Annotated in this window: 17 protein-coding genes, 1 tRNA gene and 1 other annotated feature; of the genes, 2 read left to right on the forward strand and 16 right to left on the reverse strand. The window is 48.0% G+C overall.

The genetic code is table 11. The features are described 5' to 3' along the window. Window positions 1-11: 11 nt before the first annotated feature. The 7 genes from leuC to ilvE all read right to left on the reverse strand — a co-directional run bounded on the left by leuC (window position 12) and on the right by ilvE (window position 8777). Complete coding sequence (gene leuC, locus MHI30_RS15100) at window positions 12-1430, reverse strand: 3-isopropylmalate dehydratase large subunit (RefSeq protein ID WP_075752018.1); 1419 nt, start codon at window positions 1428-1430, stop codon at window positions 12-14. Window positions 1431-1463: 33 nt separating this feature from the next. Continuing rightward, a complete protein-coding gene (leuB, locus tag MHI30_RS15105; protein ID WP_075752017.1) occupies window positions 1464-2576 on the reverse strand; it encodes a 3-isopropylmalate dehydrogenase in 1113 nt (370 codons plus the stop codon). A 27-nt stretch (window positions 2577-2603) separates the two neighbouring features. Next, entirely contained in the window at window positions 2604-4160 is a 1557-nt protein-coding gene (locus MHI30_RS15110) for a 2-isopropylmalate synthase (protein WP_075752016.1), read from the reverse strand. Further along, window positions 4147-5175 (reverse strand): ketol-acid reductoisomerase, encoded by a 1029-nt coding sequence (gene ilvC, locus MHI30_RS15115; protein ID WP_020452476.1) that lies wholly within the window; start codon window positions 5173-5175, stop codon window positions 4147-4149. Before ilvC ends, MHI30_RS15110 begins: the two co-directional genes overlap by 14 nt. A 22-nt stretch (window positions 5176-5197) precedes the next feature. After that, window positions 5198-5716 carry an acetolactate synthase small subunit gene (ilvN, locus tag MHI30_RS15120; RefSeq protein ID WP_075752015.1) on the reverse strand — a complete coding sequence of 173 codons (519 nt, stop codon included), beginning with the start codon at window positions 5714-5716 and terminating at the stop codon, window positions 5198-5200. After that, window positions 5713-7437 (reverse strand): acetolactate synthase large subunit, encoded by a 1725-nt coding sequence (gene ilvB, locus MHI30_RS15125; protein ID WP_075752014.1) that lies wholly within the window; start codon window positions 7435-7437, stop codon window positions 5713-5715. Before ilvB ends, ilvN begins: the two co-directional genes overlap by 4 nt. A gap of 159 nt (window positions 7438-7596) precedes the next feature. Continuing rightward, window positions 7597-7858: a binding site (T-box leader), on the reverse strand. A 4-nt stretch (window positions 7859-7862) separates the two neighbouring features. Further along, on the reverse strand, window positions 7863-8777 hold the full coding sequence (ilvE, locus tag MHI30_RS15130; RefSeq protein ID WP_025811029.1) for a branched-chain-amino-acid transaminase: 915 nt from the start codon (window positions 8775-8777) through the stop codon (window positions 7863-7865). Window positions 8778-9232: 455 nt separating this feature from the next. Between ilvE and MHI30_RS15135 the strand changes: the two genes are divergently transcribed. Next, window positions 9233-9460, forward strand: a complete 228-nt coding sequence (locus MHI30_RS15135) for a hypothetical protein (protein ID WP_342409670.1) — start codon at window positions 9233-9235, stop codon at window positions 9458-9460. 44 nt (window positions 9461-9504) lie between these two features. Here the strand turns inward: MHI30_RS15135 and gdhA are convergent, their stop codons facing one another. Next, a complete protein-coding gene (gene gdhA / locus MHI30_RS15140) occupies window positions 9505-10887 on the reverse strand; it encodes an NADP-specific glutamate dehydrogenase (RefSeq protein WP_075752013.1) in 1383 nt (460 codons plus the stop codon). Window positions 10888-11285: 398 nt separating this feature from the next. Between gdhA and MHI30_RS15145 the strand changes: the two genes are divergently transcribed. Next, window positions 11286-11540 carry a hypothetical protein gene (locus MHI30_RS15145; RefSeq protein ID WP_075752012.1) on the forward strand — a complete coding sequence of 85 codons (255 nt, stop codon included), beginning with the start codon at window positions 11286-11288 and terminating at the stop codon, window positions 11538-11540. A 43-nt stretch (window positions 11541-11583) separates the two neighbouring features. On the opposite strand, the gene MHI30_RS15150 is transcribed toward MHI30_RS15145, so the two are convergent. The 8 genes from MHI30_RS15150 to MHI30_RS15185 form a co-directional block, all read right to left on the reverse strand. Next, window positions 11584-12072 carry a hypothetical protein gene (locus tag MHI30_RS15150; protein WP_075752011.1) on the reverse strand — a complete coding sequence of 163 codons (489 nt, stop codon included), beginning with the start codon at window positions 12070-12072 and terminating at the stop codon, window positions 11584-11586. 404 nt (window positions 12073-12476) lie between these two features. Then, window positions 12477-12550, reverse strand: a tRNA-Arg gene (locus tag MHI30_RS15155). 119 nt (window positions 12551-12669) lie between these two features. Continuing rightward, the gene (locus MHI30_RS15160; RefSeq protein WP_075752010.1) at window positions 12670-13191 is read right to left on the reverse strand and encodes a metallophosphoesterase; all 522 of its coding nucleotides are present in this window, start codon (window positions 13189-13191) and stop codon (window positions 12670-12672) included. A 16-nt stretch (window positions 13192-13207) separates the two neighbouring features. Further along, window positions 13208-13798: an XTP/dITP diphosphatase gene (locus tag MHI30_RS15165; RefSeq protein WP_075752009.1), complete on the reverse strand. Its 591-nt coding sequence runs from the start codon at window positions 13796-13798 to the stop codon at window positions 13208-13210. Window positions 13799-13820: 22 nt separating this feature from the next. After that, on the reverse strand, window positions 13821-14561 hold the full coding sequence (gene rph / locus MHI30_RS15170) for a ribonuclease PH (RefSeq protein WP_025811024.1): 741 nt from the start codon (window positions 14559-14561) through the stop codon (window positions 13821-13823). Between the two features lie 125 nt (window positions 14562-14686). Continuing rightward, entirely contained in the window at window positions 14687-15796 is a 1110-nt protein-coding gene (locus MHI30_RS15175) for a GerMN domain-containing protein (RefSeq protein WP_075752008.1), read from the reverse strand. Window positions 15797-15948: 152 nt separating this feature from the next. Then, window positions 15949-16767, reverse strand: coding sequence for a glutamate racemase (gene racE, locus MHI30_RS15180; RefSeq protein WP_142238588.1), 819 nt, complete (start codon window positions 16765-16767; stop codon window positions 15949-15951). Window positions 16768-16774: 7 nt separating this feature from the next. Beyond that, entirely contained in the window at window positions 16775-17218 is a 444-nt protein-coding gene (locus MHI30_RS15185) for a MarR family transcriptional regulator (RefSeq protein ID WP_003184148.1), read from the reverse strand. Window positions 17219-17294: the final 76 nt, after the last annotated feature.

Raw genomic sequence — 17294 nt, forward strand, 5'->3', positions numbered from 1 at the left:
TTGTCACTCCTCTATACAGCTGTTGTCTCTTGGTAATATTTTCTGACATCGACAAAGCGTCCGTGAATCGCGGCCATCGCAGCCATCGCCGGGCTGACGAGATGCGTCCTGGCCCCTTTGCCCTGCCTGCCTTCAAAATTGCGGTTGGAAGTGGAAGCACAGCGCTCTCCTTCGGGGACAACATCGTTGTTCATGCTCAAACACATGCTGCATCCCGATTCTCTCCATTCAAAGCCCGCTTCGATGAAAATCTCGTGAAGCCCTTCTTTTTCAGCTTGAATTTTGACGCTTTGCGAGCCGGGAACGACGATCGCCCTGACACCGTCAGCGACTTTTTGGCCTTTTATCATTTCAGCCGCCTGGCGAAGATCTGTCATGCGCGAGTTGGTGCATGAACCGATAAAGACGTGCTCAATTGTAATATCCTCGATTTTTTTATATGGTTCAAGACCCATATATTCATATGCGCGCTGCGCTTCTTTTTTATCGTCTTCCTGCGAGAATGCCTCAGGCCCCGGAATCGCTTCATCAACCGGCAGCACCATGCCGGGGTTGATGCCCCACGTCACCATCGGCGAAATGGAGCTTCCGTCCATCACGATCGTCCGGTCGTAGACCGCCCCCGGATCGGTTCTCAGATTCTTCCACTCTTCTACAGCTTTCTCAAACTCTTCGCCTTTTGGCGCATATTTTTTCGTTTTGACATATTCAAATGTTGTTTCATCCGGTGCAATCAATCCGGCTCTTGCCCCAGCTTCGATTGACATGTTGCACACCGTCATCCGTTCGTCCATCGACATGTTTCGGAATACTTCGCCGGTATATTCAATGACATAACCCGCACCGAATTTAACCCCGTATTTTCCGATGACCGCCAGAATGACGTCTTTAGCCGTCACTCCTTTTTGCAGTTTGCCGTCAACACGGATTTCCAGCGTCTTCGGTTTTTGCTGCCAAAGCGTCTGCGTTGACAAGACGTGCTCGACCTCGCTCGTTCCGATCCCGAAAGCGAGCGCGCCAAACGCTCCGTGTGTAGATGTATGGCTGTCTCCACAAACGATCGTTTTGCCCGGCAGCGTCAGCCCCAGTTCAGGCCCGATGACATGGACGATCCCCTGGTCGACGCTTGACAAGTCTGCGAGGCGGATGCCGAATTCTTCGCAATTCCGTTCGAGCGCACTGACCTGCCGTTTGGCGACATCATCTTTAATCTCAAACCGATTGACAGTCGGAATGTTGTGGTCCATTGTGGCAAACGTATTTTGAGGCCGTCTGACTTTTCTGTTCTTTTGCCTAAGGCCTTCAAAGGCCTGGGGTGACGTTACCTCGTGTATCAGATGCAGATCGATATAGAGAAGGTCAGGCTTCCCTTCACCTTTTTTAATCACGTGTTGATCCCAAATTTTTTCGATGATCGTTCGAGGCATCATCTTTCTTCCTCCCTCTACCAATATCCATTTTCCTTAAACGTAAGCGGTCATGATGTTTGAAATGGCATTGTCGTCTGCCAGCGCAGCTTTTACTTCCCCTGTAATCGATTGAGTCGTGGAATGCTCCGATCCTTTTGCCAGGTCCTTCGTCCGCTTACCTGCCCGGAGAACTTGATCGACTGCGTGTTCAACAGCTTTCGCTTCAGCTTCAAGACCGAATGACGTCCTGAGCATCATCGCCGCGGACAAGATTGCCGCAAGCGGATTGGCAATGTTCTGTCCCGCGATATCAGGAGCCGAACCGTGCACAGGTTCATATAGATGAAGTCCGGAGCTTGATAAGCTTGCCGACGGCAGCATGCCGAGCGATCCGGTCAGCATCGATGCTTCATCGCTTAAAATATCGCCGAACATGTTTTCAGTCACGATAATGTCAAACTGTCCAGGCGCGTAAATGAGCTGCATCGCTGCATTGTCGACGAGCATGTGCTCAAGCTTGACGTCAGGAAACTCTTTCGCTACTTCTTCCGCCGTCTTGCGCCATAGTTTGCTTGACTCAAGGACGTTCGCTTTATCAACGGAGGTCACTTTGCCTTTTCGTCTCTGCGCCATTTGGAAGGCCTCCCTGATGACCCTTTCCATTTCCGACTTTTTATAAAACAGCGTGTCAACGGCTTCTTCCTCGCCGTTCTGATTGACGTACTGCTCGCTCGGCTTTCCGAAATACAAGCCGCCCGTCAGCTCGCGTACGATGACAAAGTCAACACCTTCGATATATTCGGTTTTTAACGGAGAAGCCCCCGCAAGGCTTTCAAATACTTTAACAGGCCGCAGATTGGCAAAAAGATCGAGCTGCTTGCGGATGGCGAGCAGCCCTTTTTCAGGCCTCAGCTCAGAAGGATTTTGATCCCATTTCGGCCCGCCTACTGCTCCGAGCAAAATGGCGTCCGCAGCTTTGCAGGCGGCGACAGTTTCCTCGGGAAGCGGCGCTCCCGCCTCATCAATTGCCGCTCCGCCGATCAGGCCGTATTCAAATTCGAATTCATGCTGATAATGTTCAGCAACGCTTTTCAGCACATCAACAGCCGCGTCCAATACTTCGGGACCAATTCCGTCACCGGGCAAAAGTGCGATTCGTTTTTTCAAATTCAACAAACTCCTTCCTTATTACTGTTATGATCCTACAGCCGCCTGTTTTGACAATCCTTCGGTATTCGTCTTCAATACGAGATAGCGGTTCACTGCGTTCAAGTAAGCTTTGGCAGATGCTTCGAGAACATCCTGGGCGACTCCGCGTCCTCCGGATTCTTTTCCGTCGATCATCACCCTGACGTATACTTGCGCGAATGCATCCTGTCCTTTGCGATTGGATTGAATCCGGTAATCAAGGAGCTGGACTTCTTTATCCATACAGCGCTTCAGCGTGTTGTACACCGCTTCAACGCTACCCGCTCCGGTCGCCGCTTCCTGGATGATCTGATCCGTTTCCTGATCTTTAAGGGAAACCGTTGCTGTCGGAACCTGCGAGGTGCCGTAATGAACCTGCAGTGAAATAAATTCATAGCCGATTTTGCGGTCTGCCGTTTTCTCCTCGAGAATCAGCGAGATGAGATCTTCATCCGTAAATTCCTTTTTCTTGCCGGTAAGCTCTTTAAAGATGTTAAAAAATTTATTGATTTCTTCTTCTCCAAACTGGAATCCGAGGTTTTGCAGCTTATCTTTAAATGCGTGGCGCCCTGAATGCTTTCCGAGCACAAGCGCATCCGTTTTCACGCCGACAAGCTCCGGAGAAATAATTTCATATGTTGTTTTTTCTTTTAAGAAACCGTCCTGGTGAATGCCTGATTCGTGGGCAAAGGCATTATCGCCGACGACCGCTTTGTTCCGCGGCACGGCCATGCCGGTCAGTTTGCTCACTAAATCACTTGTCCGCTTAATCTCATTCAGCTGAATCGTTGATTCCGCCTGGTAGAAATCTTTTCTGAGATAAAGGGCGACGGCGATTTCTTCAAGAGAGGCGTTCCCTGCTCTTTCGCCTATGCCGTTGATGACCGATTCGACTTGATCCGCTCCGTTTTCAATCGCAGCCAAAGAGTTGGCGACAGCCATGCCTAAATCATCGTGGCAATGAGCTGAAAGCGTGACTTTGTCAGCATTGCGGGCATTTTCTTTAATATAGCGGAAGATATTTCCGTACTCGGCGGGCGCTAAATAACCGACCGTATCCGGAAGATTGACGACGTCCGCTCCCGCGGCGATCACTTCGCTGACGAACTCGGCTAAAAACGGAAGGTCGGTTCGGCACGCATCTTCGGCAGACCACTGGACGATCGGGAAGCGTTCTTTGGCGTATTTCACCATTGCGACCGCCTGTTCCAGAACCTGTTCGCGCGTTTTTTTCAGCTTATATTTTAAATGGATGTCAGAAGTGGCGATAAAAATGTGAAGCCTTGGTTCAGCCCCGTCTTTGAGCGCTTCCCACGCCGAATCGATATCTCCTTTGACAGAGCGGGCAAGCCCCGTTACCGAACAGTTTTTAATCGTCCTTGCGATTTCTTTTACTGCGTTGAAATCCCCGGGGGATGAAGCGGGGAAGCCCGCTTCCATAATGTTGACCCCGAGTTTTTCAAGCTGCTGGGCGATCGCCAGCTTCTCCTGCGTGTTTAAATTAACGCCCGGCGACTGTTCACCGTCACGGAGTGTCGTATCAAAAAAGTTAATTTTTCGCACCGGCTACCACCGCTTCCTTCTTCTTGCCCTGCTTGACAAACGGCATCATTTCGCGAAGCTTTCTGCCGACCACTTCGATTTCGTGTTCGTTTTCGCTTGTATTGATGGCGTTGAAACGCGGACGGTTGACTTGGTTTTCGACGATCCATTCTTTCGCGAATGTACCGTTTTGGATGTCTTTCAATACTTCTTTCATTGATGCTTTTACCTTCTCATCGACGACGCGCGGGCCTGATACGAAGTCTCCCCACTGCGCTGTGTCTGAAATCGAATATCTCATGCCTGCCAAACCTTCTTCATACATCAAGTCGACGATTAGCTTCAGCTCGTGCAGACACTCGAAGTATGCGAGTTCAGGCTGATAGCCCGCTTCTGTCAGCGTTTCGAATCCTGCTTTGACAAGGGAAGTCAATCCTCCGCACAGCACCGCCTGTTCGCCGAAAAGATCGGTTTCAGTTTCTTCTTTAAATGTTGTTTCTAGAACACCGGCTCTTGCTCCGCCGATCGCTTTAGCATAAGCAAGGGCTTTGTCTTTCGCTTCCCCTGTTACATCCTGATAGATCGCAAACAGCGCCGGAACCCCTGCACCTTGTTCAAACGTTCTTCTGACAAGATGGCCCGGTCCTTTAGGAGCGACAAGGAATACGTCAACATCTGCCGGAGGCACGATCTGATGGAAATGAACGTTGAATCCGTGGGCGAATACGAGTGAATTGCCCGCTTGAAGTCCGTCTTTAATTTCCGCTTCATACACTTTTTGCTGCTGTTCATCCGGAAGAAGCACCATAACGATGTCGGCCTGTTCTGCCGCTTCTCTTACCGTGAAAACTTGATGGCCGTCTTCCTCTGCTTTTGCAAAGGATTTCCCTTTTCTGACGCCGACAATGACGTCCACTCCGCTTTCTTTCAGGTTCAGTGCGTGCGCATGGCCTTGAGAGCCGTATCCGATTACCGCTACTTTTTTGCCTGCCAATACGTTTTCTTTGATATCACCGTTATAATATACTTTTACCATTTCAATCTCTCCCTTTTATGTTTTATACAATAGATATTGTTTTAATAGAGGCCGGCTTTTGCTGGGTTCCCCTCGCAAAGGCCGTGGTGCCTGTTCTGGCAACCTCTTTAATCCCGTATGGTTTCAACAGTTCGATCAGGGCTTCGATCTTGCTTGATTCCCCCGTCACTTGAATCACGACGCTGTCTTTTGCGACATCGACGACAGTCGCCCGAAACGGTTCAATGACGCCGTTTATTTCCGCCCTGCTCGACGGAGGGGAAACCACCCTGATTAATGCCAGCTCTCTTTGGACGATCGATTGATTTGTAATGTCCGTGACTTTCAGTACATCAATCTGTTTGTTTAATTGTTTTGTCAGCTGTTCCGTTTCTTTTTCATCTGCCACATGAACGACAAACGTGATCCTGGAAATCCCCGCTGTTTCGGTGTGGCCGACGGTAATGCTTTCAATGTTGTAATGCCGTTTTGTAAACAACCCTGTAATTCTGTTTAAGACGCCGCTTTGATTCAAAACCGTCAGCGTGATGATTCTTTTCAAGGTTTCACCCCCACCATTTCGTGCAGCCCTTTTCCAGGCGCAACCATTGGAAATACTTTTTCAGCTTGTGCAACCTGAACATCGATGACCATCGGTTCATTCGACGTTAGCGCCGCTTCCAGCTTTTCTTCCGCTTCTTTTTCGGATGTGATTCGGACACCTTTGATGCCGTATGCTTCAGACAGCTTGATGAAATCAGGCTGTGATGCGAACTTGGAGTGTGAATAGCGCTCATCGTAAAAGATCTCCTGCCATTGCCGTACCATTCCGAGGCAGCGGTTGTTTAAGACCACGACTTTGATCGGAAGGTTCAGATCGTGAATGACGGACAGCTCCTGCAGCGTCATCTGGAATCCCCCGTCGCCGAGTATCGATACAACCGTCGCATCCTTATCCGCAAGCTGTGCTCCGATTGCCGCCGGAAGTCCGAAGCCCATCGTGCCGAGCCCGCCGGAAGTGACCCATCTGTCGGCTTTTTGGAACTGATAAAATTGCGCGGCCCACATTTGATGCTGTCCGACGTCCGTCGTTAAAATAGCTTCGCCTTTTGTATAGCGGTGGATATATTCGATCAGCTTCTGCGGTTTGAATCCTTCTGTTTCATTCTCTTCATACCAGAGCGGATATTCGTTTTTCCAGTCCGCAAGCTGCTTTTTCCACTCATCCGAAGCGCTCGGTTTGCCGTTTTGCTTGATCAGCTCTGTCAGTACAAGCTTGCTGTCGCCGACAACCGGAATGTGCGTATGAACGATTTTGCCGATTTCAGCCGGATCGATGTCAATGTGAGCGACTTTCGCATATTTTGCAAAATGCTTCAAGTTCCCTGTCACCCGATCATCGAATCTCGCACCGATGCTGATTAACAGATCGCTTTCATACAGAGCCATGTTGGCCGCATACGTTCCGTGCATTCCGGCCATCCCGAGGAAAAGCGGATGGTCGGCCGGAAATCCTCCCAAACCTAACAGCGTATGCGCCACCGGAATTTGCTGCTGTTCGACATAATTTTTTAATTCTTCTGACGCTTTCCCGTGCAAAACGCCCGCGCCCGCTAAAATTACCGGCTTTTTCGCTGCACTGACCGCTTCTACAAGCTTTCTGATCTGCAGATAATTCGGTTCCTTCGTCGGCTGATAGCCAGGAAGGTGAATCTCATGGTCGTAGCGGAATTCTCCTTCTACAACGGCGATGTCTTTAGGAATATCGATTAAAACGGGGCCTGGTCTTCCTGTTGTTGCGATATGGAATGCTTCTTTAATAATTCTCGGCAGATCTTCTGCATTGCGAACCTGGTAGCTGTGCTTTGTAATCGGCATCGTAATTCCGATGACGTCAGCTTCTTGAAATGCGTCAGATCCGATAACCGAGGTCGCAACCTGACCGGTGAATACGACGAGAGGCAATGAATCGATCATCGCGTCGGCCAGACCCGTTACAAGGTTGGTCGCTCCCGGACCGGATGTGGCGATGACGACACCCGGTTTCCCTGAAATCCTCGCATATCCTTCGGCTGCGTGGATGGCGCCTTGTTCATGGCGCGTCAGCACATGAAACATCCCCGATCCGTAGAGTTTGTCATAAATCGACAGGACCGCACCGCCGGGATACCCGTAGATCACTTCGACATTTTCCTGTTTTAAAGCCTCGATCAGCATTGACGCCCCTGCCATTGTTTGTGTACATTGGGCATTTTCAGCATCCAACTGTACATTCGTCCCCATTTTTCTTCCTCCTTATCAAGTGATCATCATCACTGTTCATTCACGATTGGTTTTTTTAAAAATAATCAATTTATATATGCCGCAAAGCATGTTTCCAATCTGCTTTTGCAGCTAAAAAAAGCCTTCCCGCCCACTGTTGACGCTGCACACCTTGCAGGCCAAAGGGGCGAAAAGGCTTTTCTTTCCGCGGTACCACCCTTGTTCGCGGCTTTCTAAAGCCGCCTTATGGATAATCGCTTATCCGGTTTAATAACGAGTGAACGTTCATGACGTTCACCCGGCCAGCCTTACTAAACTTGGAAGTCGTTCAGGCTGACACTCAGAGGGGAGTTCACAAGCGGAGGCCGTCACCGGTTTCCAGCAATCCCGGCTCTCTGCAGGCGGCGTTTCCGCTGTTACTTATCCTCTTCAACGTTTGTCTTTATTCAACTGACACTTAAGCTTTGATCTTCGAGGCTGACTTTTACCCCTTCACGGACGACGCGCTCGCGGAACTTTTCAAGCATCCGGTTTGTGTGGACTCCCGGCTTGCCGTCCCCGATCTTGCGGCCGTCAACTTTTACGACCGCGATGACTTCTGCAGCCGTTCCGGTTAAAAACACTTCGTCGGCTGTGTATACGTCATGGCGGGTAAACGGCTCTTCCTTCACTTCATAGCCGAGCTCCTGAGCTATTTCGATGATGGCATTCCGGGTGATTCCTTCAAGCGCTCCGATATAGCCCGGAGGCGTCAAAAGCTTTCCGTTTTTATAAATGAATACGTTATCCGCAGAACCTTCGGCGACATAGCCTTGATCATTGAGCATGAGCGCTTCTGTCACGCCCGCCATGTGCGCCTCGATCCGGACAAGAATATTGTTTAAATAGTTCAGCGATTTCACTTTAGGGCTCAGCACATCAGGTCTGTTTCTTCTTGTCGGAACCGTCACGATGTCAATTCCCGTTTCATATAAGTGTTTCGGGAATATTGCCAATGGTTCGACAATTATAATGACACTCGGGTGTGAACAATTGTTTGGATCGAGTCCGAGGTCACCCGCTCCTCTTGAAACGACCAAGCGGATGTAAGCGTCTTTAAGCCCGTTTTTTTCAACTGTTTTGAGAACGTGCTGTGTCAGTTCTTCCTGCTGATATGGAATCTCCAGCATAATCGATCTCGCAGAATCGTAGAGGCGGTCCATGTGCTCTTTCATTCTGAAGATGTTGCCGTCGTATACCCTGATCCCTTCAAACACGCCGTCCCCGTATAAAAATCCGTGATCATAGACTGATATTTTAGCGTCTTCTTTTTTAACGAGTTTGTCGTTTAGGAAGATCCACTGGTCTTTCTGGTCCCCCATCCCTCTAGCACACCTTTCTGTTGTAAATGAACGCTTTAAACGGTTAAAAATTGATGATGCGGGAACCCGTTTTCCCGCTGTCATTCCCGGGAAAGATGAAAAGTTTTCAAGTGATTTGTTCTTTTGTTTGAACTCATATTACGCCCCTTTACATGCAGTGTCAACCGTATTTTTTAAAATTATTAGACAATTTCGATTAATCAATCTATTTGTATACGCTTACATGATTGATATAAAAGGAAATCCAAAATTGAAAAACAATTTGAAATTTTTTATGCAATCTATAAAGATTACATAAAAAAACTGTTGTTTTATACAGTTTTGTTAGATTTTATTACCGACAACTTTTTAAAATTTCATCCCGGAAGGTTAGATTTTTTACCACATTTGTGTACAGACTCCATTTTACGATTTTTTACATAAACTGCTGTTAATTCAAAAAGAAACGGGTGAATATGATGTACCGCACCTTTCCTCCATACTCTGATCCCCGCGTGCGCCAATACCCGGGATACTTCGGCTATCCGACTACTTATGTCTATAATCCTTCAGCGCACGGGCCCTATCCCTATTATCCGTACGGCGGGGTGTTCACCACTCCGACTCTCGGATTCGGCATCGGTTACCCGGGAATTTCCGTTCCGGCTGTGCACGGCTTTACCGGAGGATTCAGAGAAAATTAACAAAGCACAAAAAAGAGAGAGCATTTCGCTCTCTCCTTTTACGGTTAAACGACTCCCTGAGCGATCATCGCATCCGCCACTTTAATAAATCCGGCTATATTGCAGCCGTCAAGCAGATTGCCGGGACGTCCGTATTCTGAAGCTGCTTCAACGCTTCTCGTGTAAATATCGGCCATGATCGTCCTGAGCTTCTCATCCGTTTCTTCCGCCGTCCAGTGGAGCCGCGCGCTGTTCTGCGCCATTTCGAGCGCTGAAACGGCCACACCGCCGGCATTTGCAGCCTTAGCCGGCCCAAAAAGAACCCCCGCATCCAAAAAGCGTTTGACGGCGCTCTCTTCAGACGGCATATTCGCTCCTTCTCCGACGGCTTTGACCCCATTTGAAATAAGCACTCCGGCCGCCTCTTCGTCAATTTCGTTCTGGGTCGCGCACGGAAGCGCGATATCGCACGGAATAGACCAAATGCCGGAGCATCCTTCGAAATAGTGTGCTTCCGGATGCTCGCTGACATACTCGCGAATCCTTCCGTTCCCGCTTTCTTTAAGCCGCTTCACCGTCTCAAGGCTGATGCCTTTTTCGTCATAGACATAGCCGTCAGAATCGCTGCAGGCCACTACTTTTGCGCCGAATTGAGCGGCTTTTTCCATCGCATACAGCGCCACATTACCTGAACCGGAGACGACAACAGTGCTGTTTTCAAAACGCAGCCCCTGATCCTTCAGCATTTCTTCTACGAAATAAACCAGACCGTACCCTGTCGCTTCTTTCCTCGTCAAACTGCCCCCGTATTCAAGGCCTTTGCCTGTTAACACACCTGCATCATAGCGGCCCCGAATCTTTTTATACTGTCCGAACATAAACCCGACTTCCCTTGCTCCGACACCAATATCACCGGCAGGGATATCCGTGTCCGGTCCGATATGTCTGTACAGTTCATTCATGAAGCTTTGCGTAAAACTCATGATCTCCCTGTCAGACTTGCCCTTCGGATCAAAATCAGCCCCGCCTTTTCCGCCGCCGATCGGCTGGCCGGTTAAAGAATTTTTAAAAATCTGCTCAAAGCCCAAAAATTTAATAATGCTCGCGTTTACAGAAGGATGAAAGCGGATGCCGCCTTTATACGGACCGATCGCACTGTTAAATTGAACCCGGTATCCCCTGTTAACCTGGATATTGCCTTCATCATCGACCCACGGCACCCTGAAGGTGATCATCCGTTCCGGCTCTGCAATCCTTTCAAGAATGCGGTGTTCAATATACTTTGGATGCCTTGCTAATACAGGGACGAGGGAATCGAAAATTTCTTTGACAGCTTGAAGAAATTCGCTTTCGTGAAGATTTCGCTTCCGCACTGTCTCGTATGCTTTTGTCACATAATCTCTCGCCGTCTGGAAATTTGTTTCCTCCATTTTTTCTAGCGTATGCACCTTTCTTCAGCTCCCTTTCTAAAATAAAAGCAGAACGCACTTGTAAGATTTTCTATCATGGTAAATTTTATAACCAATTCCCCATTTACATCAATCTGGAAAACAGATTAAACCATTGCTGAATTGAGATGTATAACAAAAAGCGAGAATAGGCGGGTATTAAGATAGAAGAATAGTTTTTAAAAGCTGAGGAGAAAAGGACCAATAAACCACAAAATACCATAACATCCGAAAGGTTCTTTCTGTGCTTTTCGTTGTGATCGGCGCATTTGCCCGTTGTACTCTCGGCAGAAAATGAGCATCTTATCCCGTTCTTAAAATGAATCCTACTGCACAAAACGAAAACACATAGCTCTTCTTTTTCATGGCAACAATAAAACTAAAACAGGGGTGATCTGATGGACGACAAAAAAGAACTGTCGAACGTTGAAACACAAAGAAACTTTTTAACGGCAGAAGAATTTCCTGAAGGAGCGTATGGAGCTGCCCAAGGCAAAGACAAGCCTGTTGAAAACAAAAACACGTCATGGAAGGAAGGCCAGCAGTACTACAGCAATTTCACATATGAATTCCGCAATCTCCACCAAGGAATGCCGCGACAGTACCCCGGGGCGCATCCAACCCATGACGAAAAGGATCAAAACGAGGAATGACCGATATAAAAAAGAGCCGTGCTAAACGGCTCTTTACAGCTTTTTATTGAAGGGGCTGCTGGAAATTTTGATTTTGCTGCTGGTTTTGTTGGTTTTGCTGCCCCTGTTGCTGTCCTTGCTGGTTAAATGATTGCTGCGCCTGCTGAAGTGCCTGGCTCATTTGGTTCATAGCCTGGTTTGTCTGGATTCCTTGAAGAGCCTGATTTAGCTGCTGAACAGCCTGCTGAATGCTTTGCTGAATTTGCTGATCCGTCTGCTGCATCTGCTGCTGAGATTGTGAGCTGAACTGCTGAATTTGCTGCTTCAGCTGATTGATGCCCTGGCTCAATTGAGAGCTCTGCTGGCCGCTTTGGCCCTGCTGCTGCTGTGACCCCATTTGATTAACAGTTTGCTCCAGCTGGGCAAGCTGCTGCTGGATATTTCCGAATTCCTGAGCAAGTTCGGTATCCGTAATGTTGGCCCCGAGCAGCTGCTCATGCTTTTGTTTTTGTTGTTTCTGCTTTTGCTGCTGATTTTGCTGTTGTTTTGTCATGACAACATCCTCCTTAAAATTGATCACACCCTTTATCTTTTTCATTTTGTTTGAAATAATGAAAGGGGATTTTTAGGATGTTGTTGTTTGAAGAAAAAGGCCATTCAGAGAACTACTCTCACCTCAAGATACAAATGGAGATGTTCTTGGAAGAAGTATAGAAAGAGGATTAGGTACACCCAATTTGTTATATATGAAAAACATTCCTAAAAGGGGAAGATGGAGAGTGTATTTTAACAGGATATCCAATAAGATAAAGGAGTTTCAATGAAATTCGAAAATTTAAATCTGCTCCCAATCCGCTCCCAAAACACATTTCAACCCCAAAACAGAACGCAAGTTCCAAGTAAACAAAAAAGCCTCAAACTCTTGTATACCAAGAAGTTTGAGGCTTTTTTCAGTGACGTCCCAGGAGAGATTCGAACTCCCGACCGACGGCTTAGAAGGCCGTTGCTCTATCCAGCTGAGCTACTGGGACATGATGTTGTTTTGTTTCGCTTTAACTATCAGCGACAAGATTTATTATATGCGGATCGGGACATAAAGTCAACAACTTTTTAGAATTTTTTTCTTCACGAGGAAGAAAAAAATTCTTCCTCATGAATGTGCTGGCAGTTGGACGTGGTTCGTCAGGCTTTCGACTTCCCGGCCGTCCAAGTCATAATAGCGGACCGTTGCATTGTCTTTGTCAATGTTTAGTATAGCATAAGTTTTTTCTTTCCGCACCCGCGGAAGGCGGATGCTGCCGGGGTTGATCAGCAGTTTTCCGTCCATCAGTTCGCTTCCTGCGATGTGGGAATGGCCGAAACAGATGATATCGGCGCCGAGTTCTTCAGCGCGGTAGTATACATTTAAAAGCGACTGTTTAATGCCGTATAAATGCCCGTGTGTGAAAAAAAGCTTTTTCGATCCGACGGGAACGACAATTTCGTCTTTAAACTCCCCGTAAAAATCGCAGTTTCCTTTTACTGTTAAGTAAGAGGAAAGCGCGGGATGGGAAGGATCCAATTCGGAATCCCCGCAATGGATGATGAGATCTGTTTCCTTTCCGTGCCGCTCAGCGATCATTTCCAGTTCGTCTTCAAGGCCGTGGCTGTCGCTGACAATCAGAACCTTCATGATCGGCCCTCCTCCTTTACGCTTGGTCCAATAGAGCGGACAGTTTTTTCAGCGCTTCCGCTCTGTGGCTGATTTTGTTCTTTTCGCCGCTTGAGAGCTCGGCCATCGTTTGATCTTTGTCTTTGACGAGAAAAACCGGGTCGTAGCCGAAGCCGTTTGTGCCGCGCGGCTCTTCGGTAATGTACCCTTCCACAGAACCTTCGACCGTTTTCGTTTCCTGCCCTGGAGTGCATAATGCGAGCGCGCATCTGAACCTCGCGGAGCGGTCTTCTTTTTCCACCCCTTCAAGCTCTTTCAATAGCTTTTTCAGGTTGGCGAGATCGTTTTTCTCTTCTCCTGCATAGCGGGCCGAGTATACGCCGGGGCTGCCGCCGAGGTAGTCGACAGACAGGCCTGAGTCATCGGCAATCACGATTTTACCGGTTTCTTTCGAAATCGTTTCCGCTTTAATCACCGCGTTTTCTTCAAACGTCTGCCCGGTTTCTTCGATTTCGGGCGTATAGCCGATGTCCAGTAGAGATTTGACATCGTAGCCTCTCGGTTCGAGCATCGCTTTGAATTCCCTGACTTTCCCTTCGTTTTTCGTGGCAATGATGACTTCTTTCATCTTGTATCAAGCCTTTCTCATGTTATTGTTGAATGGCTGATGCAACGTCGCCGAGCACTTCTTTCTGCTTTTCGATGAGTTCGGCGATCCCTTTTTCAGCCAGTTCTAAAAGCCCGTCCAATTCACTTCTTGAGAATGTCGCTTCCTCTCCTGTTCCCTGAAGTTCGACAAAGCGGCCTTCGCCTGTCATGACGACGTTCATATCCACCTCTGCTGCAGAATCTTCCTGGTAGTTCAAATCAAGGATCAATCCTTTTTCCTTATCGATTCCCACCGAAGTGGCAGCCAAAAAGTCAGTGATCGGCATCGCCTTCAGCGCGCCTTTTTCGACAAGTCTTCCGACGGCAAGCGCCATGGCCGTAAATGCTCCGGTGATCGACGCAGTTCTCGTGCCTCCGTCAGCCTGAATGACGTCGCAGTCGATCCAGATCGTCCGCTCACCGAGCTTTTCCAAATCAACGACCGCCCGCAGAGCTCGTCCGATCAGCCGTTGAATTTCCATCGTCCGCCCGGAGATTTTCCCTTTTGACGATTCCCTGATCGTCCTTTGGTTCGTGGCCCGCGGGAGCATGCTGTATTCCGCGGTGATCCAGCCCTTCCCTTCTCCTCTCAAAAAGGGCGGTACACGGTCTTCCACAGACGCGTTGCATATCACCTTTGTCCCGCCGACTGTGATCAGGACCGATCCCTCGGGATGCGTAATGAAGTCGAGGTCCATTGTGACAGGGCGCAGTTCATTGTTTTCTCTTCCATCGTATCTCATTTTTTACCTCCGATTGTATGTACATAAACCTTTCACAATCATTCTGCTCTTCCAAAAAGCTGAATAAAGAAAGAGGCAGCTTTAATCGCTTACCTCTTTTTCTATAGTATATCAAAAATCTCTGCTTAAAAACTACCTGTGTTCACCTTGCTCGGTCTTGAAACCGGCTTGGAAAGCTTTTCTCCTTTTTCATTGACGAGCTCGGATTTTCCGTTCACAGTAACCGACACACTTTTCACATCAGGCAGCTCGGTTAATGTCAGCACAATACTGTTTAACACTTCATCCGATATCACTTTCTTCTCGCCGTCGGCACTCCCGTAGATCGCTTCGTTAAAGTCGAGAGTCACATGGCCGTCTTCAATTTTCGGCTCGTTTTCAAGCTTGACATCGCCCTGGAAATCGGAAAGCAGGCCGCTTTTATTGCCCGGTCCTTCCGTCAGCTCTTTAACCGCCGCCGTCACCTGGTCGTTTTCTTTTACAGATGTCCGTTTCGTTACAGGAACGTAATATGTGCCTTTGTCCGATTCAGCCAAATAATAGACGGTGACCGGCTGTGTCGCCGTTATATCTGTCACACCCGCCGTGTCGAGGTTAATGCCGTCCTCGCGGCTGAGTTCTTCTGAAATCGGCGTGCCGTTAACAGGCATTTCTTTCAAATCATGGCCGTTCATGCGGATCTTCACTTTATCAATCGAGTTAAACTGTGTTAACGTCCATGTAATTGCCTGTACAATTTTTTGCTCGTCTTCAGCTTTATAGTTTTTAAATTCATTTGAGAAGTCAGCAATCGCTGTTCCGTCTTCTTTAATATCGACATTGACCGTGGTATCCGCCGGCAGCACGGCTCTGAACCCGTTTGGCAGGATGTTTGAAACAGGGCCGCCTTCAACGAGGTATTCAAGCGCTTGTTTAGCCGTACCTTCCTGCTTTGGCAACGGCAGCGTCTGCGCTGTCACATAGCCGTTCTTATCAATGAGATAAAGCTCTCTCATGACCGTATCGCCCGTTTGAGCGGCTTTATCGTCGCTTGTCGTTTTGCTGCCTTTGTCTTCTGTTTTATCTTTGGTTTTGTCTGTTTGGTCTTGCTCCTTCTCCTCTTTTACATATGTGATGTCCTGCGGCGGATCTATCTCCTCTGAGGCTTGATCTGACTGAAATATTCCGCACCCGGAAAGAAGCAGCGCGGAGGCCGTAACCGTAACCGCGATTCCTTTCATTCCTTTTTTCAGCATACTTTTCCCTCCTAAGGCAGTTTGTACTATTATGTATACGAGCCCGTTTTTGAATTAGACCGCTTTTTAAAAAAATCCCTCTGAATACAAAAAACCTTTTCTTTAAAAGAAAAGGCCATGAAAAAAAGCTGCCGTTTGCTTGTGCGGCAGCTTTATTTTACAGCGGTTTCCTGAAGAGAAATGCTTTCCACATTTTTCACTTCGTATCCAAACCAATCATTTGCAATTTTTGTGAAGCGGGCGCGCTCCCCGGTTGTTAAAAACAAGTGTTCCGGCGGTTCCCCCGTTTTGCTTAATAAACCGTTGTATGACAAGATCGTGCTGACTTCCCTGGCCGTTTCATCTCCGGAGGAAATGATGTTGACGCGCTCTCCCATATAGCGCTGAATCGGTTCTTTTAAAATCGGATAATGCGTGCATCCGAGAATCAGCGTATCGATTGATGAATCCCTGAGCGGGTGCAGTGACGACCTGACGATTTCATCAGCCGTCTCATCCAAAAATTTGCCGCTTTCCACAAACGGGACAAACATCGGGCAAGCCAGATTTTCCACCGTTAAATCTCCGTTTAGCGAAAGAAGCGCTTCTTCGTATGCGCCGCTTTTGATCGTGTTTTCTGTTCCGATCACGCCGATCCGCTGGTTCTCCGTCACTTTAATCGCGGTTCTGGCTCCAGGCTGCACAACGCCGATGACCGGGATCGCGACTTCTCTGCTGATTTCTTCAAGCGCGATGGCCGTCGCTGTATTGCAGGCGATCACGAGCATTTTAATATGGTGGCGGGATAACAAATAATTTGTCATTTCCCATGTATATGACAGGACTTCTTGTCTGTCCCGGGGTCCGTACGGACACCTTTTCGTATCTCCAAGATATATAATTTTTTCTTTCGGCAGCTGCCTCATGATTTCTTTTGCAACGGTTAAACCGCCGACTCCCGAATCAATGACTCCTATCGGTTGATCCAACAAAATCGCCTCATTTTCTGTTCATTTCCTGCTGAAGTTTAATTAATAATTTTTCAAACGCGGCTGTTTCTTCCTCGGAAAACGCCTCTAACATGTCTTCTAAATAGTCCTGCCTTTTTTGAATGACCTCCTGGATGATCCGCTCTCCTTCCGATAGAAGATGAATGCGGACTACGCGCCTGTCGGACGGATCTTTAACCCGTTCAACGAGGTTGTTTTTCTCCATTCGGTCAATTAAATCCGTTGTGGTGCTGCACGCCAGGTACATCTTTTGTGATAACTCGCCGATCGTCATATCCCCGTATTCATACAGCCATTGAAGACCGACAAACTGGGGAGGGGTAATCGTATATTGGGTGAGAATTTCTCTTCCTTTTTGTTTAATGATGCCCGCAATATGGCGGAGTGATTTTTCAATGTCCGCTATGTGATTCAAAGAAGCATTCGAATTCATTTTCTCTACCTCGCTCGACTCGTTGTTTTGTTTTCAAAACACTTGAGTCTATTTTCCTTCTTTTCTACACAAATTG

It is taken from the genome of Bacillus sp. FSL L8-0528 (assembly GCF_038593085.1).
GTDB classification, from domain to species: domain Bacteria; phylum Bacillota; class Bacilli; order Bacillales; family Bacillaceae; genus Bacillus; species Bacillus paralicheniformis.